This is a genomic window from Komagataeibacter kakiaceti JCM 25156 (genome assembly GCF_000613305.1).
In genome coordinates this window covers 34,200-55,747 of the sequence record NZ_BAIO01000001.1, presented here as the reverse complement: position 1 = coordinate 55,747, position 21,548 = coordinate 34,200, and the positions used below count along the sequence as shown (strand labels likewise).

Annotated in this window: 19 protein-coding genes and 6 pseudogenes; 16 read left to right on the top strand and 9 right to left on the bottom strand. The window is 50.6% G+C overall.

Annotated features, from left to right (window positions below; all coding sequences use genetic code 11):
* Nucleotides 1-102 precede the first annotated feature (102 nt).
* The 3 genes and pseudogenes from JCM25156_RS28390 to JCM25156_RS20285 all read left to right on the top strand — a co-directional run.
* Nucleotides 103-1,503: a CDP-glycerol glycerophosphotransferase family protein gene (locus JCM25156_RS28390; RefSeq protein ID WP_148299246.1), complete on the top strand. Its 1,401-nt coding sequence runs from the start codon at nucleotides 103-105 to the stop codon at nucleotides 1,501-1,503.
* Between the two features lie 119 nt (nucleotides 1,504-1,622).
* Nucleotides 1,623-3,032: a bifunctional cytidylyltransferase/SDR family oxidoreductase gene (locus JCM25156_RS27320; RefSeq protein WP_084296374.1), complete on the top strand. Its 1,410-nt coding sequence runs from the start codon at nucleotides 1,623-1,625 to the stop codon at nucleotides 3,030-3,032.
* Nucleotides 3,033-3,233: 201 nt separating this feature from the next.
* A pseudogene (locus tag JCM25156_RS20285) lies at nucleotides 3,234-4,301 on the top strand (IS3 family transposase); the annotation flags it as partial.
* 24 nt (nucleotides 4,302-4,325) lie between these two features.
* Here JCM25156_RS20285 and JCM25156_RS30295 read toward each other — a convergent pair.
* Nucleotides 4,326-4,638 (bottom strand): annotated as a pseudogene (locus tag JCM25156_RS30295) (transposase); the annotation flags it as partial.
* Nucleotides 4,639-4,820: 182 nt separating this feature from the next.
* Nucleotides 4,821-5,643: pseudogene (locus JCM25156_RS20280) on the bottom strand (IS5 family transposase).
* A 43-nt stretch (nucleotides 5,644-5,686) separates the two neighbouring features.
* Here JCM25156_RS20280 and JCM25156_RS30290 point away from each other — a divergent pair.
* From JCM25156_RS30290 to JCM25156_RS27305, 12 genes and pseudogenes are all read left to right on the top strand, one after another.
* Nucleotides 5,687-5,788: pseudogene (locus JCM25156_RS30290) on the top strand (IS481 family transposase); the annotation flags it as partial.
* A gap of 139 nt (nucleotides 5,789-5,927) precedes the next feature.
* Nucleotides 5,928-7,052 (top strand): class I SAM-dependent methyltransferase, encoded by a 1,125-nt coding sequence (locus JCM25156_RS27310; protein ID WP_199898797.1) that lies wholly within the window; start codon nucleotides 5,928-5,930, stop codon nucleotides 7,050-7,052.
* A gap of 472 nt (nucleotides 7,053-7,524) precedes the next feature.
* Nucleotides 7,525-7,635: pseudogene (locus JCM25156_RS28375) on the top strand (IS1595 family transposase); the annotation flags it as partial.
* A gap of 175 nt (nucleotides 7,636-7,810) precedes the next feature.
* A complete protein-coding gene (locus JCM25156_RS00240; protein ID WP_242402337.1) occupies nucleotides 7,811-8,332 on the top strand; it encodes a flagellar basal body-associated FliL family protein in 522 nt (173 codons plus the stop codon).
* A gap of 46 nt (nucleotides 8,333-8,378) precedes the next feature.
* Nucleotides 8,379-8,540 carry a hypothetical protein gene (locus JCM25156_RS30285; RefSeq protein ID WP_242402336.1) on the top strand — a complete coding sequence of 54 codons (162 nt, stop codon included), beginning with the start codon at nucleotides 8,379-8,381 and terminating at the stop codon, nucleotides 8,538-8,540.
* Between the two features lie 112 nt (nucleotides 8,541-8,652).
* Nucleotides 8,653-9,345, top strand: a complete 693-nt coding sequence (locus JCM25156_RS30280) for a flagellar motor switch protein FliM (protein ID WP_242402335.1) — start codon at nucleotides 8,653-8,655, stop codon at nucleotides 9,343-9,345.
* Entirely contained in the window at nucleotides 9,306-9,572 is a 267-nt protein-coding gene (locus JCM25156_RS30275; RefSeq protein ID WP_242402334.1) for a FliM/FliN family flagellar motor switch protein, read from the top strand. Before JCM25156_RS30280 ends, JCM25156_RS30275 begins: the two co-directional genes overlap by 40 nt.
* A gap of 63 nt (nucleotides 9,573-9,635) precedes the next feature.
* Entirely contained in the window at nucleotides 9,636-9,863 is a 228-nt protein-coding gene (locus JCM25156_RS26890) for a hypothetical protein (protein WP_051577429.1), read from the top strand.
* Nucleotides 9,845-10,369, top strand: a pseudogene (locus JCM25156_RS26885) (hypothetical protein); the annotation flags it as partial. The gene JCM25156_RS26890 and the pseudogene JCM25156_RS26885, both read left to right, overlap by 19 nt.
* A 1,216-nt stretch (nucleotides 10,370-11,585) precedes the next feature.
* On the top strand, nucleotides 11,586-11,957 hold the full coding sequence (locus JCM25156_RS29710; protein WP_199898796.1) for a Gfo/Idh/MocA family protein: 372 nt from the start codon (nucleotides 11,586-11,588) through the stop codon (nucleotides 11,955-11,957).
* Complete coding sequence (locus JCM25156_RS20260) at nucleotides 11,954-12,733, top strand: Gfo/Idh/MocA family protein (protein WP_199898795.1); 780 nt, start codon at nucleotides 11,954-11,956, stop codon at nucleotides 12,731-12,733. The genes JCM25156_RS29710 and JCM25156_RS20260 overlap by 4 nt, the downstream gene beginning before the upstream one ends.
* Before the next feature lie 193 nt (nucleotides 12,734-12,926).
* The gene (locus JCM25156_RS27305) at nucleotides 12,927-13,319 is read left to right on the top strand and encodes an ArsC/Spx/MgsR family protein (protein WP_084296370.1); all 393 of its coding nucleotides are present in this window, start codon (nucleotides 12,927-12,929) and stop codon (nucleotides 13,317-13,319) included.
* Between the two features lie 566 nt (nucleotides 13,320-13,885).
* Here the strand turns inward: JCM25156_RS27305 and JCM25156_RS20255 are convergent.
* From JCM25156_RS20255 to JCM25156_RS00175, 7 genes are all read right to left on the bottom strand, one after another.
* Nucleotides 13,886-14,416 carry an IS5 family transposase gene (locus JCM25156_RS20255; RefSeq protein WP_242402333.1) on the bottom strand — a complete coding sequence of 177 codons (531 nt, stop codon included), beginning with the start codon at nucleotides 14,414-14,416 and terminating at the stop codon, nucleotides 13,886-13,888.
* 81 nt (nucleotides 14,417-14,497) lie between these two features.
* A protein-coding gene (locus JCM25156_RS27300; RefSeq protein WP_148299244.1) for an IS630 family transposase occupies nucleotides 14,498-15,567 on the bottom strand; the annotation gives its coding sequence in 2 pieces (ribosomal slippage) (nucleotides 14,498-15,081 and nucleotides 15,081-15,567; 1,071 coding nt in all).
* Between the two features lie 121 nt (nucleotides 15,568-15,688).
* Nucleotides 15,689-16,849 (bottom strand): sugar transferase, encoded by a 1,161-nt coding sequence (locus tag JCM25156_RS00195; protein WP_084296369.1) that lies wholly within the window; start codon nucleotides 16,847-16,849, stop codon nucleotides 15,689-15,691.
* Nucleotide 16,850: 1 nt separating this feature from the next.
* Nucleotides 16,851-17,543: a WecB/TagA/CpsF family glycosyltransferase gene (locus JCM25156_RS00190; RefSeq protein WP_159104937.1), complete on the bottom strand. Its 693-nt coding sequence runs from the start codon at nucleotides 17,541-17,543 to the stop codon at nucleotides 16,851-16,853.
* Nucleotides 17,544-17,779: 236 nt separating this feature from the next.
* Nucleotides 17,780-18,361 (bottom strand): phosphatase PAP2 family protein, encoded by a 582-nt coding sequence (locus JCM25156_RS00185; protein WP_025811441.1) that lies wholly within the window; start codon nucleotides 18,359-18,361, stop codon nucleotides 17,780-17,782.
* A 26-nt stretch (nucleotides 18,362-18,387) separates the two neighbouring features.
* Nucleotides 18,388-19,056: a P-loop NTPase family protein gene (locus JCM25156_RS00180; protein WP_025811439.1), complete on the bottom strand. Its 669-nt coding sequence runs from the start codon at nucleotides 19,054-19,056 to the stop codon at nucleotides 18,388-18,390.
* Nucleotides 19,056-20,444, bottom strand: coding sequence for a GumC family protein (locus tag JCM25156_RS00175; RefSeq protein ID WP_159104936.1), 1,389 nt, complete (start codon nucleotides 20,442-20,444; stop codon nucleotides 19,056-19,058). The genes JCM25156_RS00180 and JCM25156_RS00175 overlap by 1 nt, the downstream gene beginning before the upstream one ends.
* A 357-nt stretch (nucleotides 20,445-20,801) precedes the next feature.
* Here JCM25156_RS00175 and JCM25156_RS00170 point away from each other — a divergent pair, with 357 nt between their 5' ends.
* Complete coding sequence (locus JCM25156_RS00170; RefSeq protein ID WP_025811435.1) at nucleotides 20,802-21,515, top strand: polysaccharide biosynthesis/export family protein; 714 nt, start codon at nucleotides 20,802-20,804, stop codon at nucleotides 21,513-21,515.
* Nucleotides 21,516-21,548 lie beyond the last annotated feature (33 nt).

The window sequence follows — 21,548 nt, the reverse complement described above, 5'->3', positions numbered from 1 at the left end:
AATGTCCTCCTTGCGTTGTCTTACACCTTTGTTGTCGTGTAAAAAGAACCCCAATTAAAATCTGGCCTACATACTGAGTGATTTGGTGAGTAAGGAACCTTTATGTCTGGAAATGAAAAACACACCATGGATTCCAATCATGATGTGGTAAAGGCATTGTCAAATCTGCTGGAAAGACAGACATATACGGAAAAAGTTCTGAAAAGCCTATCTCAGGTTGTTCTTGACCTTCATATGCAGGTAAGGCAGACACGAGCATCAGTTCAAGCACTTTCATCGTCACATTTAAAACCTAATGGCCGTAAGATACGGGCGGTTTTTCTCGTTAATTCCATAGAATTATGGGATTCATTATTTGATATTTACCAAAAAATGCTAGAAAGCGATATTTTTGAACCTTTCGTTGCAACAATCAATCGCCGTCTTGGCGGGGATACTCATTTTAGTGGAGAAAAAAGAGCAAGTGATGGCCTGACTAAGCTAAATATTCCTCATCTCCGTCTCGATATGGAAGATTCGTTTGCCGGATTGAATATTCTTCGCGGTCTGGCGCCAGATATTATCTTTCGTCAATCTCAGTGGGATGATCTTTATCCTCCCGCATTTTCATCCGATTATCTCAGCTTTGCCAAATTATGTGTTGTTCCATACGGACTTATTGTCCTGGAAAAATACATGAGCAAGCAGGCCGAACGGGAAGGTACAAATAAAATCTCCTGTGATACACCTTATCATAGGGCCGCCTGGCGCATATTTTGTGAAAATAAATATGCTTTGCAGTATTTTGAATCTTTCAGTCACGCCCCATCGGAAAAACTTGTCCTTTCAGGTTACCCGAAACTACAACGTCTCCTGAATGAAGCGCCTTCGTGGCCAACATTCGATAAAAATCCTCATCATGAAAAAGCTTTCCGCGTCATATGGGCGCCACATCATAGTTGCGACAATCCGTGGCTCAATTTTGGCGTGTTCCATAGAATATATCAGGATTTCGTTGCCTGGGCGCGTGAGGCATCGGATATAGAATTTGTTCTCAAACCTCACCCAGAACTCTTCAAGAGTGTGGTCAACCGCAATGTCATGTCGCAGGCGGCTCTTGATAACTTCCTGACAGAATGGTTGAGTCTTCCTAATTGCGCTTATGAAAATGAGCGTTATGGAGGGCTTTTTGCAGCATCCGACCTGATGATAACGGACGGAATTTCTTTTTTTATTGAATATCCTATATTTGATAAACCATTGATATTCTTTAACTCTGGTGTACATGCAGAACTAAATGCTGTCGGTAAATTAGCCATAGCATGTGCGAATACTGTATATACATTTGAAGAAATGAAGAAGACTGCTCTAGGTTACAAAAACAAAACTGTTGATGATACTCACAAATCTGATCGTGAATATCTGAAACAGATATTGTTTCCAAACAAAAAGCCTTCTTGCGATATTATACTTGAAAATATCTCTGAAGGTTTAGGGGTAAACATTGAAAGTACTATGTCATGATATTTGTGCATTTGGAAATGGCGTAGATATTTAATCACTGTGTTATAATATAATTATTCAATATGTAAATATAATCATCCCCACGGACTCAGACAATTATGGGAATGACAGGATGTACGATGAGTAAGCATTCCACAAAAGCAGTCGGTGTAATTCTAGCCGCAGGTGATGGCACCCGTTTTGGCGCCACGATCCCCAAACAATTTACGAAACTGGCCGGTCGGACTGTCCTAGAATACACAGTTGATGTATTTGAAACTTCTTCCATCATAGATGATATTATTATTGTCACGAAACCTGACTACATCAATCTTATCAGAAATATATCCCAAATACGTGGATGGAAAAAGTTAAAACAGATTATTGTTGGTGGCAAAAGTAGAATAGAATCGACACAGGCTGCCCTTAAGGCTATGTCAATCTATCAACCTGACACAAAATTGCTTATCCATGACGCCGTACGTCCATTCGTAACACAAAAAATATTATCTGAATGCTTGCTGGCTCTCGACCAATTCCCCGCTGTCGATACTGTTGTTCCTTCAGCTGATACAATCGTTGAAGTATCAGGAGATCTTATTTCCGATATTCCTGACCGTAGCAAACTACGCCGAGGACAAACGCCCCAAGGTTTCCGGCTTGGTATATTGCAGACAGCATATAAAAATGTCACTTCCAGACAGAATTATAAAACATTTACCTGTGATTGTAGTGTTGTTCTTTCTGGCATTCCTGGAATTTCCATAGGGGCAGTTAATGGTTCTGATAGTAATATAAAAATAACAACGCCCATAGATCTGTTCTTATCTGAAAAATTAATTCAATCAGGAGCAACCGAAGTTGATAGTTACGTAGATATCTCTCACTTGCGGGGCAAGAGAATAGTTGTTTTTGGAGGTCGATGTGGCATCGGCAAATCAATTTGCGAGATGGCGAAGTATTATGGCGCTGAAGTTTTTTCAGCCAGTCGCTCTGAAAACTCTGTAGATGTCGCAGACATAAATACAATTTCAATTTTTCTGGATCATGTCACAAAAGATGGAAACTCTATTGATATTATTATCAATACGTCTGCAGTGATGTTCCGTCGTCCTTTTTCTGCCACTCCTATAAAACAGATTAAAGAGATGGTTGCCACCAATTATTTTGGTGTAATTAATGTTGCAACAGCAGCCAGACCATATCTACTTCAATCACAAGGATGCCTGATAAATTTTTCATCCAGCTCGTATACAAGAGGTCGTGCGTTTTATGCTGTGTATTCATCGACCAAAGCTGCAATCGTCAACTTCTCACAAGCGTTGGCGGAAGAATGGATGACAGATGGCATCAAGGTTCAATGTATTTGCCCAGAACGTACACAGACACCTATGCGAAAAAATAACTTTGGGGACGAAGAACCTTCAACGCTCCTTAACCCTGATATCGTTGCACAGAAAACATTGCAAACAGCTCTGTGCAACGAAACAGGACTTATTGTTGATATTAAATTATCTCATAACACATTGAAATTTAATAATTCTATCTAGAGAGTGTTCTGCACCTTGCATAAGCAGGCTGACGACATTTCTAAGCATGAAGCCCACGAAGGCGATAGTTTGCATTGCAGCGAGGATTGACAGAACAGGCAGGCCAGTCGAAGCACCTGATGGTTGATGTGGCACACTCGAAGGCGCAGCGGACAGCGACCTCACTGCTCAAAAAAGGCCGTTCCCCACCATCCCGGACGGATGAAATGCAGTCGTTTTACGGAAGAGCAGATCATAGGGATCCTGAAGGAACAGGAAACTGGGCTGAAGGTCTCTGATCTTTGCCGCAAACACGGGATCAGTGATGCGACTTTCTACAAATGGAAGACCCGCTATGGCGGTCTTGAAGTGTCCGAGGCCAAGCGACTGAAGGCGTTGGAAGATGAAAACAGTCGCCTGAAACGTCTTCTGGCGGATGCTATGCCGGATGATGCCGCACTGAAGGAAATCGCTGGAAAAAAGTGGTGACGCCTGTCACCAGGCGGCAGGCGGTCGACCATATTCGCGGTGTTCTGGCCCTGAGCGAACGCCGTGCCTGTGCGCTTGTCGGTCTTGCCCGCCGTGTTGCGCGCTATATTTCGACCAGGGCGGACGATGTCGTCCTGCGCCAGCGTCTGCGGGAACTGGCGGGCCAGCGGCGCCGCTTTGGATACCGCCGCCTGAGCTATCTTCTGGCGCGGGAAGGCCTCACACCCAATCACAGGAAGCTGTTCCGCCTTTATCAGGAGGAGGGGCTGAAAGTCCGTCATCGGGGAGGCCGAAAGCGAGCATTGGGGACGCGTTCTCCCATGACCGCCCTCCCAAGGAACCTGGGCAGCGCTGGAGCCTGGATTTTGTGTCCGACGCCCTGATCTGTGGCCGCCGGTTCCGCATTCTGGCTGTTATCGACGATTTCAGCCGGAAGAACCTGGCATTGGTTGCCGACACATCGTTGTCAGGCGGACGTGTGGCGCGGGAACTGACAACTCTGGTGGAGCGATATGGCAAGCTCCTCATGATTGTCAGTGACAACGGGACGGAATTCACATCCCATGCCATTCTGAAATGGACCGACGGGATGCAGATCGAATGGCATTATATCGCCCCGGGGAAACCGCAGCAGAACGGGTTTGTCGAAAGCTTCAACGGTCGGCTCAGGGATGAATGTCTCAACGAAACGCTGTTCACGTCCCTGACGCATGCCCGCCTGATTCTGGCTGACTGCGGGAGGACTACAATACGGTACGCCCACATTCCCAACTGGATGGCAGGACACCGGATCAGGTCGCTAGACAAGGGTCTCGGGGGCACGTCACAGACCTTGGTGCCAAGGCCTCCACGTGTGAGCGGTCAGGAGCCTCATGATCCCTGTGGTGTTCCCTGTATCTCCCCTTTTTTTGGTGGCCCCGGCCGCCTTGTGATGGGTAAGGATCGTCGTGCTATCGAGAAAGACCATGCCGAGGGCCTGATCCCTGTCTTTGACCTTTTTCAAAAAGGTGCTGCCACACGCCGAGCCTCGACCATCGAATAAACAATTGCGCGGCAATCCACCACGGACCCAACCAATCCGGTAGGGCGCGCGCCACTTCGCGCCGTTCTGATGGCGCCAGAAAATCGAGGAAATCGTTCACCGCAGGTTCTTTGACGGCGCTTACCCTTCAGGGGGAACCCCTCGAACAAAAGCTCCCAGACAGACCTGGCCTGATCGGAAAGACAGACGGCATCATGCTCATTCCAAACAGCTATGTAGTCCGCTCTGTCATTCAAAACCTAACAGGTCCTAAGACTCCTAAGAGCCTGTTTGGAAAATCATGGATGAGCATTTCTGCGCATGAGATTGGCACCCATGGCGACGAAGATCATGGCCTGTGACACGTCGACGCGGCGATCGTAATCACGCACGAGCCGGCGCCAGGGGGTCATCCAGCCAAAGGTCCTCTCGACCACCCAGCGTCGCGGCAACACCTCGAAGCCCTTTGCTCCGTCACGGCGGCGGATAATTTCGACGATGAAATCCAGGTAAGTCGCCTTGTCCATCAACTTCAGGCGGTCATAGGCGCCATCGGCGAACAGATGCTTCACCCACGGCCAACGCTTGCGGATCGCATCCAGGATCATCTGAGCACCGGCACTGTCGGAGATGTCGGCTGGAGTGAGGTTGACCATCAGGAGGCGCCCGTCCGTGTCGACGGCGATATGCCGCTTGCGCCCGACGACTTTTTTGCCGGCATCGTAACCCCTTGTCCTCGCATGAGGCGCCTTGATGCTCTGGCTGTCGATCACCGCCGCTGTCGGACTGGCCTCGCGGCCTGCCTGTTTCCGGTCAAGCATCAGTTCAACATCATGGATGGTCTGGAACAGGAACCGTCGCGCCAACTCACGAAACCAGCCATAGACCGTGCGCCAGTGCCGAAGTGGATCGGCAGCATCCGCCAACCGCAGCCTGAACGAACGAGATAGCGCACCGCATTGATCACCTCACGGAATTCGACCTCTCGTGGACGGCCACGACGCCCAGGACCTGGCATCAACGGCGCGATCCGCTCCCATTCCTCGTCTGTCATGTCAGACGGGTAGCGTTTCATCTTGTGGGTGATCCTGCCATCCGGCCCCTCTGCTCTGGCGTCCACATCCAGAGCTTGAAACACATCAGATCGATTTTCCAAACAGGTTCTAACGGGCTCACACCATATGGATATATCTGCAAAATCTGGACTTCAGAACCAGAAATATTTATTATCAATCCTATCCATAAAAACCCGGCAATAAACACCTAGTGGCTGAATGAAGGAAACTACGTTTACTGTTTATCGTTTCCATCATATTCTATCCGCTACCATCGCTGTTGTAGCCATCAAAACAGAACAAACGCGCCAAATATATAAATAAAATATATAATATGACTGGATCAGGAAATTGAATACCTTCTTTAAGCGTAATATAAAAAAAATCCGCATGTTTTTTATAAGGAAAATATTTCCAGAAATATATGAAAATATTATCAATAATGAATCTGATAATGAAAAAATGAAGCGGCTCATGAAGCTTGTGAATAAAGACTTTCAACCTAATATGAATATATTGAATGAGCGTTTGCGAAATATTGACTTTATGGCTTTAAGCATTAAAGCCATGGGGTACAATTTGGCAAGAAGCTTGGTAGATGCGTGGCCGACAATAGAAAACAAAGGTCCGATAAAACTGGATATCGGCTCAAAACTCTGCACTCAGGCTGATATAGAGTCCATCTGGTCCCGACACTGGTTTAGTGAACTTGGGATCCCTTTGATTTATCATAGAAAAGCCTGGGAATTCAGTTATGTGCTTCAAACCCTTTATAATAGTGGAAATATCGATTCCTCAAAAACAGGACTGGGTTTTGGTTGCGGGCGTGAACCAATAGCCAGTTATCTTGCCAGCAAGGGCGTGAAGACAACCATTACAGATCTTTTACCAGACGATGCTCAATCTGCAGGCTGGAGAAACAGCAACCAGCATGTCGATACTATAGAAGAAGCGCACCTGGAGCATCTGGTGGACAAGGAGACCTTCAAACGTCTGGTAAGTCATCGTTACGTTGACATGAATGCTATCCCGGATGATCTGAATGGTTATGATTTCTGCTGGTCAATATGCGCTCTAGAGCATTTAGGATCCATTCAATTAGGACTGGACTTTATCGAGGCATCACTTCGTACACTTCGTCCGGGTGGTGTCGCAGTCCATACAATGGAGTTCAATATCAATCCCGAAGGCCCAACAATTGACAACTGGCCAACCGTTTTATTCCAGAAAAAGCATATTGAAGAACTCGCCAGACAATTGGAAGGCAAAGGGCACAAAGTCGCACGTATGGATTTCAATGCTGGAAATAAACCTTTGGATCAATTTATTGATATTCCCCCTTGGGGAGGGGAAGACGTTATCGGAAATCTGGCGAACGAACTCGAGATTGGACAGGATCATTCCGATGGTCATCTGAAGCTATCCGTGGATGGATTTGCTGTAACTTGCTTTGGCATTGCCATCACAAAGAAATAGTATATTCAACATATAAAAACAAAGGGGCTGGCATAGGTAAGACAACAAATATTTGATATGTCGTACAAAAGCATGTCGTCACATGCCGACTGGCACTTTCCGTTTAAAGACGCCTTCTGGAATACTTTGTTGCCGGCACGCCAGTGCGCTATGCTACGAAGATCGTTGGCGTCAATCGCAATGCAACGCCCTTCCTCCACCACAGGATTCAGGACATCATTGCCGAACATAACGCTCCTGAAACTCCCTTTGCAGGAGAGATCGCTGTTTTCTGAGTGCTCAAGCGCAGTAGTCGCGTCAATGCGGTGATGACCACCTGTTGCGGGAAACCGAACGCTTATATCGGTCATTCGCAAAAAAATACTTTATAATTCAATCTATTGCATACATATGGCACGCTGATCGAACGCTTGATGTCTCTGAGTTCCGCCATGAAAAGAATCAACCTCGCCCCCCTCCAGAGAGAGTCTGAAACCAGGCAAAGCATCACCTGCGGCGATACAATGAAATCCCTCGGCAGGATTTCCATCTCTTCCTTGCCGAATGTGAATGGCGCTTCAATCACCGCTCAATCTGGATCTGAGAACACTCATTGAGGCTATGTTGTAACAGAAAATGAAAGGGATAAATTCCCCTAAACTGCAAAATACGCGACCTTCGATCCGTCTGGCCATTGAGTAGGGTGGGGGGAGTAGCTAAACTGAGGGCGAATATATTTATCCAACCATTCCGGAGCCACACCAGACATGAGCGAGACTGTGACCGGCGGCGCACCCGCCCCCCCCCGGGGGGATGCCGGGAAGGAGACAGAGGCCGCTGCGACCGAAGCATCTCGCTTGGGCACCCCTAAAAAATCGAAGCTGAAACTGATTATCGGGGGGGTGGCCGCCCTGATCCTTCTCATTGGCGGAATCACCTTCATGGAGAAGGACAAACTGTTCAAGACCGCTGGGGAAAAAGCCAGTGAAGTTTTACACCCGCCCATTCTGGTTGGAATTCCGACCATTGTTTCCAACCTCGACAGCGGAGATGGACATCCGGTCTATGTGAAGCTCACCGCCAAGGTCGAGATTGCAGGTGCAACCGATGAAGCCTCACTCCAGAGCACCATTCCCGAAATCCAGGATGTCTTCCAGACATACCTGCATGAAACGCGCCCGCAGGATATTCGGGGGAACGGGATATACAGGCTGCGTGAAGCGATCATACGTCGCCTGAGGACCGATCTGGCCCCCCTGCAGGTGACGAACGTGTATTTCGTCGAGTTGCTCGTCCAGTAAGTTTACAGGCTTCTGGAACACCTACAAAAGCACTGAGTTGGGAACCGTGGTGACAGACGACATGCAGGACGCAGACGACACGACAAAAGGAGCAGCCGAACAGCACGAGACGGCACATGAGGATCCGCATAGCGCCGTGCATGAGGATATTGCCGCCCATCACCCCGCTGCTGAAGGCTATCGGAAGCGCCCGAGCATGACGATGTGATTGGTGGACAGGTTTTGGACCAGTCCGAGATTGACAGCCTTCTGGGCAATACGTTCGGCGCGGCCCCCCCGCGTGAAGCGAATGGGATGGAGCGGGTCATCAAGCCGGCTTCGTGGCTTATGAACGCCTGCCCATGCTGGAGATCGTATTCGATCGCCTTGTCAGAATCATGTCATCCACGCTGCGCAGCTTTACGAACGACAACGTCGAAATTACGATGGAGAGCATCCAGTCGATGCGCTTCGGCGATTATATGAACGCCGTGCCGTCATCGTCCATGTTCGCGGTATTCAAGGCCGTGCAATGGGAGAACTATGGCCTGATCGTAGTTGATTCCTCTCTGTCCTATTCCATCATCGATATTCTGATGGGGGGGCCGCGCGGGACCGGCCATGCCGGAGTGGAAGCCCGCCCCCATACGGCAATCGAAAGGGCACTGATCGAGAAGCTCATTACCCTGGCGCTCAATGATCTTTCGACCGCCTTCAGTCCCGTATGCGCAATTACCCTGACATTTGAACGACTTGAGATAAGCGCCCGCTTTGCCGCGATTGCACGGGCCTCCAATGCAGTGGTGATGACTCGACTGCATATTGATATGGAGGACAGAAGCGGGAATATGGATCTCATCATCCCTATGCAACGCTTGAACCTGTCCGTGATCAGTTGTCCCAACAGTTCATGGGAGAAAGATTCGGGCGGGATTCCATATGGGAAGACCATCTCATTTCCGAGATTCTTGAGACTGATGCCCAGGTTTCCGCTGTGTTTGAGGAAAAGGTCATTCCCCTTTCGGAAGTCCTGAGCCTTCATCCCGGCAAGCAGATCACATTTCCTCATCGTAGCGGCACCCCGATTCATGTCAGGCTTCAATGTGGTCAGACGTCGTTATTTGAGGGACGGCTGGGGAAGTTACATGGTAAGGCGGCCGTGAAAATTGAAAGAAGGCTGGTTCCGACCGATAGCCCCCCCCCGAAGAATGCGGCTGCCTCGCCTCCCGCTTCTCCCGATGCCGCAGCTACCGAGACTTAAGATCACGTCCTTTCCATCCCCAGCCTGTGGTATTGTAACCGCGGCAAGACTGGAGACCAGCTAGTGCTGACACAGATCCAGATGATCATTGAGGTCGTTCTGTCGTTTTTCCTGCTTTTGGGAATAATCTACAGCTTCTACCTTGGTCGGGTTCTGTCGAACCTGCGGCGGGACCGGACCAGTCTGCTTGAGCTCGTCGCGAAGCTGGAGGCAGTGTACGAAGCGCGGAAGATGGGGTTGAAAAGCTTCGCGTTGCTGGTGAAGTCAGCGGGCGCCCTCTCAGCAAGATGATCGAACAGGCCAAGATAACGGGAGCGGAGCTTGGCAGCATGGCCGGGCAGGCCGACACAACGGCTGATCGCTTACAGCTCCTGATTACCCAGATGCTTTCCCAGGAGAAGCAACTTAAAATTCTGATTGAGCAGGCCGAAGATGTCCGGATGGAGATCATCGAGAAGGCCGCCAGTATCGGATATTCCGCTAATGGGGTTGAAGAAGCCCCGGAAGGCTCCCTGCAGGACAGGGCGGAACAGTCCACGGGAAGGCCTCTCCCCGGAGACGCCTCTCGTGATGACATGAGAGCTGCGGATCATGATCAAAATGGGAACATGGCCGATATTCCTGTACCACAGGCAGATTCAGACAGTCCCGGCAAAAAGACCATGTTCACGGATACGATAAATGTTCCGGCGCCCGCCTCGGTCACGCGTACGCGTCCCTATATGAGAGCACTGGGGAAAACATTCCTGGCCGACCCGGCCGATCTGGTGACGGTTTGGTCCGATCAGCCTAGATAATACGTTTCTGGCCGTAAAAGCCGAATAAATTTCCTTTTTCAGCGGACATAATGGGCCTTCAGGCTGGCTGGCGCGTAATTCGGTCCATTAGGTCCGATACCGGCATCGCCATTCTAAGCCAACGCGTGCCAGGATCTCAACCTTGTGCCTGCCGCTTCACCCGTCCGGTTCTGTCGATGCGGCTACGGCAAAACCAGATATTTTTATAACAAAATGTGGATATAATACATTCTATAATTGAAAATATGTCTGTTCTTACGGAGTATAGCTGTTCGTGGGAGGAATTTTCTTGACCTGCATGTTCAGCCGTTGCGCATTCTGGTCCTGCGTCAGACCCGTCGGGCCTTCCGCCACTTCGCGGGCAACATTGGGCATAAGATCGGGACGGCTCCAGCAATCCACGCCATTCCAGCTTTGTGTGCAGTATGGCTGCGGCACAGGCGGTCTTTCCGGCGGAGCGCACCAGTCCTCACCTTCCTGAATATAGCCGGCACTACATTCACGTCCCGTAACACGGCTGGCAATATGATCCGGAGAACAACCGGCAAGAGCACGATGAAGAGTAACGTAGTCCCGCGCTTGACCTTCATAGATATCCGCTTTCGCCCATCAGGATTTGGCATGCCGTGTGCCCTGTATGATAAGTTCAGGCCTGCATGACGGCCTTTGCCATTCACATCATACAATCTTAACCTCACCGCCACCAGTCGCGTATGTAGCATGAATTTTCAAAAAGATGGCTTAACGATCAAAGATGATCTCCGATTTGCGGATTGGACTTTAAGCCATAATTCGACCTGAATGAGGATAGGTTTCATGGGCAATGTGACCTGACCCTCTAAAATTCTCTGGATTTGAAATCGGGCCCGTCCGTTGGGAACGGACGATAAAGAGAGCACAATTCACGCGAGATCCTGCATGCGATCACGCGATACGATCTTTTAAACTTATCGGTCTAAATAGATCAATCACCAAAATACACATCAGCCCAGCGCTGGGTGGACGCACGCCAGATGCGGTGTATCATGACATGCTGACGCCAAAGGGACCTTGGGGCTAGCCTTGTCCCTATCATGGCCTTCAGCAACACCGTCAGAACGGCGGTATGGCATCACCAGATTATCGTTTATTCAATACCTGCAACTATCAGAAGATACGGGCCTCCTCTAACAAAATTATCTCCTGTATCCATATGAATTTTATTAGAGGATATTACATGACGAATATCGCCTTTATCGGGACAGGATATGTCGCCGATTATTATATGAGAACACTGGAAAACTACCCAGACCTTCGTCTCATTGGCGCATGGGACCGAGACCAAAACAGGCTGAAAGTTTTCTGCTCTTTTTATAAGGTAAGATCTTACAACAATCTTCATGAAGTCCTGAATGACGAAAATGTAGATATTGTTGTCAACCTGACAACTCCTGAGAGCCATTTTATAATTAACAAGGCGGCGATAGATGCCAACAAGCATGTTTATTGCGAGAAGCCTTTGGCTTTATCCGTAGAAGACGCAAAATTGCTTGTTTCTCTTGCCGAAGAAAAAGGTGTGATCATTTGCGGGGCCCCGCAAATGCATTGAGTAATGCGTTTAATTTAACAAAACACCAGATTAATAAAGGACAGATCGGGCGTCCTACCTTGGTGTATGCGGAAATGGAGGACGGTCCTGTATTTATGGCAAACTGGCAGAAATGGAGAAGCCGTTCAGGCGCTCCGTGGCCGGGAGCTCATGAATTTGAAGTCGGATGTACATTGGAGCATGCAGGCTACGCATTGACATGGTTGATTGGCCTGTTTGGCCCAGTTAGCCATGTTTCAGCTTTTTCTGCCCTTACCTTTCCAGACAAGGGGAAAGAAACGCGGAACGTGCAACTGGCACCTGATTTTTCTGTCGGCTGCCTGGTGTTCCATAACGGAGTGGTAGCTCGTCTGACCTGTGGGCTGGCGGCGCCACGTGATCGTTCAATGACAATATTGGGAGAGAAGGGAGAAATAATCGTTCGCGATTTATGGGATAACCGTTCCCCCATCAACCTTTCCAAGCGTTATGAGCGGTCCTTCTGGCAAAAAGTGGTGGATGGAATTGAAAGTCGATTAGGACGCAGGCTTCCTTTCCGGTTGTACAAAGGTAAGGAACTGTCCTATCCTTCAACCCAGCAGGCCCCCAAGCTTCCTGCTTATCCCTCCCAGATTGATTTTATGGCAGGAATCCAGAAACAGGCTGAGGCAATACAGTCTGGTCAGACACCATTTTTCTCCGGTCAGGTCATTCTTCACATGACCGAAGTGTTATTGGCCATACATTCTGGAAAACATGATTATACAGTTGAAACAAGATTCCATTATTATTTATGAATATTTTATAATTATGTAAAAAAATTTCTTGATCATCAAATCAGGCTGTCGGGTTTGTATGCAAACTTTCTGATAGGATGGCATCTTACCAAACACCTACATCACGCTGCGATGTCAATTTAAAAGGCCGGATCACACGCGAATTGCAGATACTGACAATGTGTTCCCAGAAGCGAGACCGAAGGAGACTCATATGGAAATAATTTTTTTTGAAAAACCCGGTTGTGGCGGCAATGCACGACAGAAAGCAGCTTTACGCGCCGCTGGGTATACGGTCATTGCCCGCAATTTATTGACCGAACCTTGGACCACCGCAGATTTACGTCTTTTCTTTGGTAGTATGCCGGTAAAGGATTGGTTTAACCGCTCCGCACCCTCCATTAAATCCGGAACGGTACAGCCTGAAACATTGACCGCTGAGGCGGCTCTATCCCTTATGCTGGAGCAACCTCTGCTGATCCGTCGACCGTTACTGCAGATTGGTGAGAGACGATGCGCAGGCTTTGCAACTGCCGATCTTAAATCCAGATTAGGTCTGGAACTTCCGGAAACCGTCCCAGACGGATGCGCACATCCAAATACCTGATATATGTGTAAGGTATGTAGTCTGCTTGCGCATAAGTATCCGAAATACGATTCAGCGTGCATAAATGGTGGTTCAGGTCTCGTGACAGACATGGCAACAGAGACTTGTACACGTGATAATCACAGTTATCGCGTGTGGGGGAATTAAACTGCGTCAGGGGTCAGCCCCGGCCATTGCGCCGAAAAATCTGCACCCTTTTTTCTGAATACGAAAGCAGGGCTACAGGTGCGCCATGATACGTTTGAGTTTTGTATCAACGGAGATGCAAATCATCGCCGCCCGGTGGCCGCGTGCAATCTCATCGCGGATGATAAGGTTCTGTCCGACAAGGGAGAGCACCCGTAAAGAGAGATATCAGGGGACGCTTTCAGTCCAGTAATCAATGATTGGTCCGCTTTTCGTCTTTGTAAACTGAAAGCCGAGCTGCCACTCTTCCTACAATGCCGTCATTTGGAGATCTAAATTTTTAGGCATCCGAACGTAGATACAATTATCGCATATGATGAATTAGATCTGAGAGATTTCTGAATTGCCGGCTAGGCTAGGCGCATCGGCGAACAAGTGCTTCACCCATGGCGAGCGTTGCGGATGGCATCCAGGATCATCTGGGCACCTGCACTGTCCGAGATATCGGCAGAGGTAAGATTAATCATCAACAAGCGTCCGTCCGTATCGACGGCAATGTGGCGCTTGCTTGCGGCCGACGACCTTCTTGCCGGCGTCGTAACCTCTTGTTTTCGCATGAAGCGCTTGATGCTCTGGCTGTCGATCACCGCTGCCGTAGGGCTGGTGTCGCGGCCTGCCTGAGCCCGATCCATCATCAGTTCCACGTCATGGATGGTCTGGAACAGGAAGCGTCGGGCCAATTCGCGAAACCAGCCGTAAACAGTCCGCCAGTGCCCGAAGTGGATCGGCAGCATCCGCCAGCCACAGCCTGAACGCACCAGATAGCGCACCGCGTTGATCACCTCACGGAATTCAATTTCGCGCGGCCCTCCACGCCGTCTGGGGTGCGGCATCAAAGGCGCGATCCGCTCCCATTCCTCGTCCGTCATGTCAGACGGATAGCGTTTCGTCTTGCGGGTGATCCTGGCCATCTGGCCCCTTTGCTCTGGCGTCCACATCCAAAGCTTGAATCATATCTCGCCGATTTTCCAAACGGTCTCTTATACCAACGGTTATAGCCTTTGACCTGTGTGAGCCCATTTCCTGAGCCCAGTGGAGCGGATGGTATGCGGGAGTGCGGCAAGGTTGTTCCATGCGCAGCAGGCTGCGTCGATGATATGGTCGATGTCGTCGAAGACGGTATTGGACAGCCAGTTGGCGCGCAGGAACTGCCAGATATTCTCGACGGGGTTCAGTTCGGGAGCACGGGACGGCAGGAAGATCAGGCTGACATTGCGGGGTCGCTTCAGTTTACTGGTGGTATGCCATCCTGCGCGATCGAGCAGCACGACGGCATGGGCGCCGCGGGCGACGCAGCGTGAGATCTCCTCGATATGGAGTTGCATGCTGGCAGTGCCGACGAACGGTAGCACCAGGCCGGCAGCCTTGCCGCGCGCCGGGCAGATCGCCCCGAACAGCCAAGCATTCTCGTAGCGCTGGTCAGCCGGCTGGCGTGGTCGCGTGCCGCGCCGGGCCCATTGCCAAACGATGCCGTTCTTCTGGCCGATGCGGGCTTCGTCCTGAAACCAGATCTCGATCGGCTTTCCCTTCGGCAGATGGCCGATATGGGCACTCAGGATGCGGGGGAAGTTTTTTTGAACGCTTCCATGACGCCAGGATCCTGCCCCGGATGACGCGGCCGGGCGCTGACATGGAAAAAACCAAGACGTTTCAGCAAAGTGGAAACATGCCGTTCGTGGTAGACGACGCCGAAGCGTTCCTTGATCACGCGTTGCAGATCAATCCGGCGCCAGCGCACCACACCGTCACGCTGCCGATCGGGCCCCGCCTCGACCAGGGCCTTCAACTCGGCCTGCTGTGCCCCGTTCAATCGGCAAGCTGGCCCCGCGTGCTGATGATCGCGCAGGCCATCGGGTCCTTCGGCATTGAAGCGATGAACCCAGTCTCGCAATGTCTGGCGGTCCATGCCACCTATGCGAGCCGCATCCGTCCGGCTGCCCCCGTCACGGATCGCCGCCAGGGCCAGAAGCCGGCGTGCGACATTCGCCTGCCGGCTGCGCGCCGCAAGTCGCCTCAGGTCAGAGGCCGAATAGTCATCCCGTAGCTTCACCGCCCTCGTCATCCGCCAGATCCTCCCCAATTCAAGAGAATCAGAACCGACGCCGCTCGTCACTTCACACACGAGTCAACGGCCACACCCTTTGGTATTAGTATATAGAAATAATTTAAAGTAAAAATATATTCTAAAATGTATTTTCTCTTTTAAATAAAATAATGTGTATACTTTTGATAATGATTTTCAGATCCATCCACAAAGACCAATGCTTTATATAATATAGATCATAGTCCAACCGTTTCTGCGCCATATATTTTGTTTTTATTTCTCCCCTACAGCCCATAACCTGTGCCAGTCCGGTTATTCCGGGTTTGACCATGTGTCTTGCAGAGTAACAGTCTATGACTTTTTCATAGGGTTCATTATTGACCTGCATGGCTGTGGCATGAGCGCGCGGACCGACAATGGACATGCTGCCCAGGAGCACATTAAAAAACTGCGGCAGTTCATCCAGACTGAAATTGCGCAGATAACGGCCTATTCTGGTAACACGAGGATCATTTCTTACCGTTCGCCGCGCGCCCGTAGGGTCGGCCTGGGCAATATGCATGGTCCTGAATTTAAATACCTTTATAATTTTATTATTGAACCCATAACGGTCCTGTATGAACAATACATCGCCACGGCTGTCTATTTTTATAAGTGCCGCTATAACAACCATTAATGGTGAAAGAATGATTATAAAAAACAAGGCCAGTATCTTATCTTCCAGCCATTTCATAACCAGATGACTGCCCGCCAGGGGAACCTTGCTGATGGGAAAAAGGATGATATCCGGATCATGCGGGTCCACGTTTTCCAGCCCATCCATCTTCTGGTGATCCATGGCCAGATAAATATTAACGGGCAGCACGATAATCTTGCGAATGAGTTCGCGTAATCTTTCACGCCCGGCATCGGCGGTGGAGATAATAATGATATCCGGCAGGTCCTTGCGACAGAAGGCAACCATGTCATCAATATTACCTAGAATAGGCACACTATGATGGAAATCCTGCAAGCGTGTTGTGCGGTCATCAAATATGCCGATGACTTCACAATGATCAGGTTCTTCCAGAAGTTTTGTAACTATCCGTTCGCCCTCCAGTCCCCCCCCCAGTACGAGAACGCGCTGGCGCATGTAGGGCAGACCTGTTCTGAACAGGTCCTTCAGAAGCACTTTCTTTCCCTGGAAATGTGAAGGAAATGGCATGTTTTCTGGCATGAACGGGGGATTTGCATCCATTTTCTGCCAGATCGGAATGCCGGTCTCCTTACCTGACGGATTGGGGGAATGAGCCAAAGACATTTCAGCCACGTTGTCCCATATCCTTGAAAACCGCAAACAGGAAACCCCAGGCTGATTGAATATATCTGGTCAGAAGTCGCCTGGGTTCAAGAGCAATGCGCCACAACCACTCCACATTAAGCTTTTGTACGAGGCGGGGTGGCTGGGGTGTAAGACCCAGCGCGACCAGAAGCGCCTGACCAATGCATAGGGCCCAGCAGGGGGGCAGAATGTCCCTGTGCTGATCCACAAAAATCTCGCTCCGGGGGGCTCCGACCCCCATGAAAAGGAGTGTGATTTGGTGATGACGGATGCTGGCGGCCAGTCGGGAGGTATAGGCCGGGTCATTTTCAAACCCGTGGGGGGGAACGGCATAGACAATTTTGTCCTGAAGTCCATGCCGGTTTGCCCATTCCCGTGCCGCGGCAACGGTCCGCTCACTATCAAGCACCATGAAGATGCGATGTCGCGCCAGAAGATCAGGCCGCGCCATGAGATCCGCGACAATGCCCCGCCCCGTCACCCGCCCGGCAACCTGCTGGCCACGCATTCTTGCATAATAAAGCAGGGGAAAGCCGTCGCATGTCAGAATGGCGGCGTGCCGGCAGGCCTGCGCGAACATCCGGTTATGCTGCATCAGGCTGATATGCTGGATATTCGGGGTAATGATCAGCCCCACCCCTTCCTGCTCCGAGCGGATGGTCGTACCGACCAACGTGGCGACTTCACTTTCTGAAAGGGAAGAAAAACGCAGGCCAAAAATTTCGGGCGGGAGAGAGCGGTCAGTTGAAGATTTTTTCATAGACGATACCGAACTTCCGCCTCTGCAACAAAATGGAATTAAATGCCATAAAAATGGAAACACACAATATATATGATATATAAATCCGTTTTTCTCGTCGTAAATTATATTATTATGTAAAATACATTAAATTTTTGAAAAACATTTATCTACCAACCAATATTCTGGTTAAGAAAATAATAGGATGTATAGAATGTCTGTTTCAGAACCGGTTCTGCTTCCATGACATATCCATGGAAAAACAGAATGACAGGCACAAGGGCGAAAGCGAACCAGTGAACAAGAGCGGTCGGGACGGGCGGAAGGACACGGGTGATCAACGTGGCCGCTGTCGTACCGATCCCGGCCCCGACCACAACTTCCAGCGGCGTATGGGCATGCAGCATGATGCGTGTATAGCCAATCAGCCCGGCAATCAGGGCGGGAGGAAGCATCGCCATCAGCCAGGAATGGAAACGGGGCTGAACGATCATGTTGATCAGGCTGCCATAAACGGCTGAACTGGCGGCGACATGACCGCTGGCGCTGAATGGATGGCCATCATAGCCGTAAAACTGGGCCCAGAGCAGGCCCAGCATTTTACTCAGTACGATGCAGCCGAAGGTAAGAAATATGCCAATGCCCCAGATGGCCGCATTGCGCTTCCAGCCCATGGCTATGAACAGGACAATAGTGACCACAAACAGCGGAATTATGGTCGCCTCATCTCCAAAATCCGTAATAAATCTCACGTTTGCCCCCGAATCAATATGAACAATCAGATCTTTTTGTAAATCGAGCTTGGTATGTAGAAATGTCTCTTGTTCAATATCGTTCCAAGTATGTAACCTTTAACTTCTTCAATGCAGTTTATTAGGTATTTTGTCTTGTTGTAATCGGTTTTTTCAGCTTCGAGAACAATAATATTTGCATCCACATTGGCAGAAAGGCCGGCCCCCATGTGCGATGCGCTTGCCGCCGGGGAATCTATGAGGATCAGATCGAAATTGTTCTCCTGACTGGTGACATAGTTGATCCAGTCTCTCTGATGAAGCCGACTACCGACATGTTCGTTGGGAATCACGATGGAAAGGGGCGTCTGCTGCACCTTGAATGCTGAAAGATTGCCGTTGAAGGTCAGATCCATATCGGTCACGGCCTGCAGGGGCAGGGCATAACGGTGGTGTATGACAGGCGCGGCCTTGCCCGTCGCCTCACTAATGGAAATCAGCAATATGTTCAGCCCCAGCCTGCTGCTGGCGACCACGGCGAAATCCCGCGTGATGCTGGACGTGCCCGCACCGGGGTCGGGTGCGAGGAACTGTATGGCAAAGGCTTTCTGCTGCTGGTGGGGAAGCAGATAGAACAGCCGGGTCGCATCCTGCTCACTGAGAAAGCGGCTATGGAGCTGGCTGGCTATGGTCGCTGGCGTCAGGGCAGTGGCCATCAGGGTTTTCTTTTCCAGAACAGGAAGGAATTTTGGCGTGGCGGTGGCGGATTTCTGTCAGTGACGGCCGCCAGAACAGGCAGGCCCAGCATGCTTTCCACGTCCCGGACGGTTATGAATATTTTCTGGGTGGTTACACACAGGGCCAGAACGGCCGCCCCCACAATGCCCCCCGCGAAGATCCCCAGAGCCAGCAGGGGAAGACGCAGGCTCGTGCCATGCAGGGGCGTTTCAGGGGGCTGGACAACGCGGATATTGGCGCTGGCCTGCTGGTTGGCGACCGTTGTCAGCCGGGCTTCCTCGGCATTCTGGGTAATGGCCTGATAGCTGGCGCCCATCACATCCCGCTCGGTCTGAAGGGCGCGATACTGGGCCGACAGGGAAACCAGTTCATGAAGGCGGGCATGCAGTTTTTCGGCGGCCTCGGCAATGGTGGTCTGTTTGGCGCGAAGGCCGACTGCCCGGGAATGTAGCAGGACATTCTGCTGGTACAGCTCATTGTAAACGGAATTGATACCCTGCCGGGTCGTCTGCTTTTCCCGCCCCGGGATCTGGTGCAGGTTTTTTTCAATATCGGTGATCTGCTTATTTATATCCTGAAGAATAGGAAAATTATCCTTATAGCGTCCCCCTACATCCGCCTTCTGGATCATGAGCTGACCCAACCGGTTGGTCAGCAGCTTCGCGCGGTCGCTCTCGTCAGTGTCGGCGTAGAGTTCGACGACCTTCGGCAGCACCGCCAGGGCATGTTCTATCGTATCGATCTGCGCATCCAGATTATTAATTTCGCTTAAAATGCCCGTTTTTTCATCTTCCAGGTCACTGACCCGCCGCAGCAGAAGGGAATATTGCTGCGGCAGGTCACTGATGTTGTGCTCCAGCTCGAAGGTGACAAGATGATTTTCCGCATCATGAAACGCGGTGACCATCTGCTGATGCAGGGTGCTTGGGGCATCCGTGGTCCGGCGGTTGAAAACCTCGGTCCGGTAGCGAACGTAATCCTGAACAAAAACTTCCAGTGCGCGCCGGGCGACATTACGGTTGAGATTGCGCAGTGACAGTTCGATCAGGTTGGACTGGGGAACTATGGTAATGCGCAGATCCCGGCTGAACCGCGTTACGGCGTTCTGGCGCGTTTCCGCGTTGAAGCTGTTCATCCCCGGATAGAGGGTCTGCCGCCCCACGTCGTTGACGACTTCCTGGGCCAGCGTGGGGCTGTTCAGAATCCCCAGCTCCCCCTGCATGATCTGGTCGCGGTCCAGCACGATGCTGCTGCCGCTCTGCTGGTCCGTGGGGTGGAAGACATATTCATTCCCGTAAAGAACCAAAAGCCGCGCATGCGCGGTAAAGCTGGGGCGCGCCGTAAGGCTGGCAAGGAAGCCAAGCACGCAAGGAATGACAAAAGCTATGGTTATAACATTCTGATAGTAGAAAAATGACGTCAGTATGTCCCTGATGCTCCATTTGTGATATGAAGCGGACCTGGCGATCAGAAATGGCTTGGTTTTTTCAGTCATTCAGGGCGCCAGTAACAGTCATTTTGCAGAACATATTGCGGTTTTATATTTTAGGCATCTGTTAATGTTACGGAAACCAGAAAATGTAGCATGACCGACCTTTGCAATATGTTACCGTCTGGCGGTGTGTATCCGGTTCTATCAGACCAGACCCCCTGTTGCATGGGACTTCGAAAAAGTTTACTAGAACCTAAAAGTGAATCTTGCAATCCGAACTGTCTGGAATCTATGCGCTTCTTTCCCTGGTTCCTGCTCTTCGCAAGCGTGGTGCTTCTGGGTGGTTGCGTGCAGCATCTGGATCCCCGACCGCATGGGGCCAAGAACTTCGTGCCGTGGTCGGATGATGTCGTACCCTATCATCTCGCACCGGGGGATAGCATAGGATTACGTTTCATTCTCAACCCGGAACTGAATGAAACCAATATCCCCATAGCGCCGGATGGCAGCCTGTCCGCGCCACTGGTGGGAACGGTGCAGGCGGCCGGCATTACCGTGGAGGATCTGCGAAAGATACTGACCGAACGGTATACGGCCTATCTGCGGGAACCCTCGCCCGATGTGTTGATCCATGCCTATGACGCGGCCCAGGTTTTTGTGGGTGGTGAAGTCAAGAAACAGGGTATCTACCCCATGGTGGGACCAACCAACGCCATGCAGGCTGTCATTACGGCAGGTGGCGCGATTGACGCCGCTGAAATGAGCGAAACCATTCTCATCCGCCGCCGGGCCGATGGCCGCCCGATGATGCGGGTCGTCAACCTGCGGCGTTATCTCAACACGGCGGATAGTCGCGATAATGTCGCCCTGCGGCCGGGGGATGTCGTCTATATTCCCAAGACGGAAGCCGGTTCGTTCGATCTCTTTATCGAGCAGTATATCGACAAGGCCATCCCCTTCAACCGGACACTGAACTACAATGTCGGAACCGGAATGTTCTACTAGGGGAAGCATGGAGCCTGTCGCAGAAAAATCTTC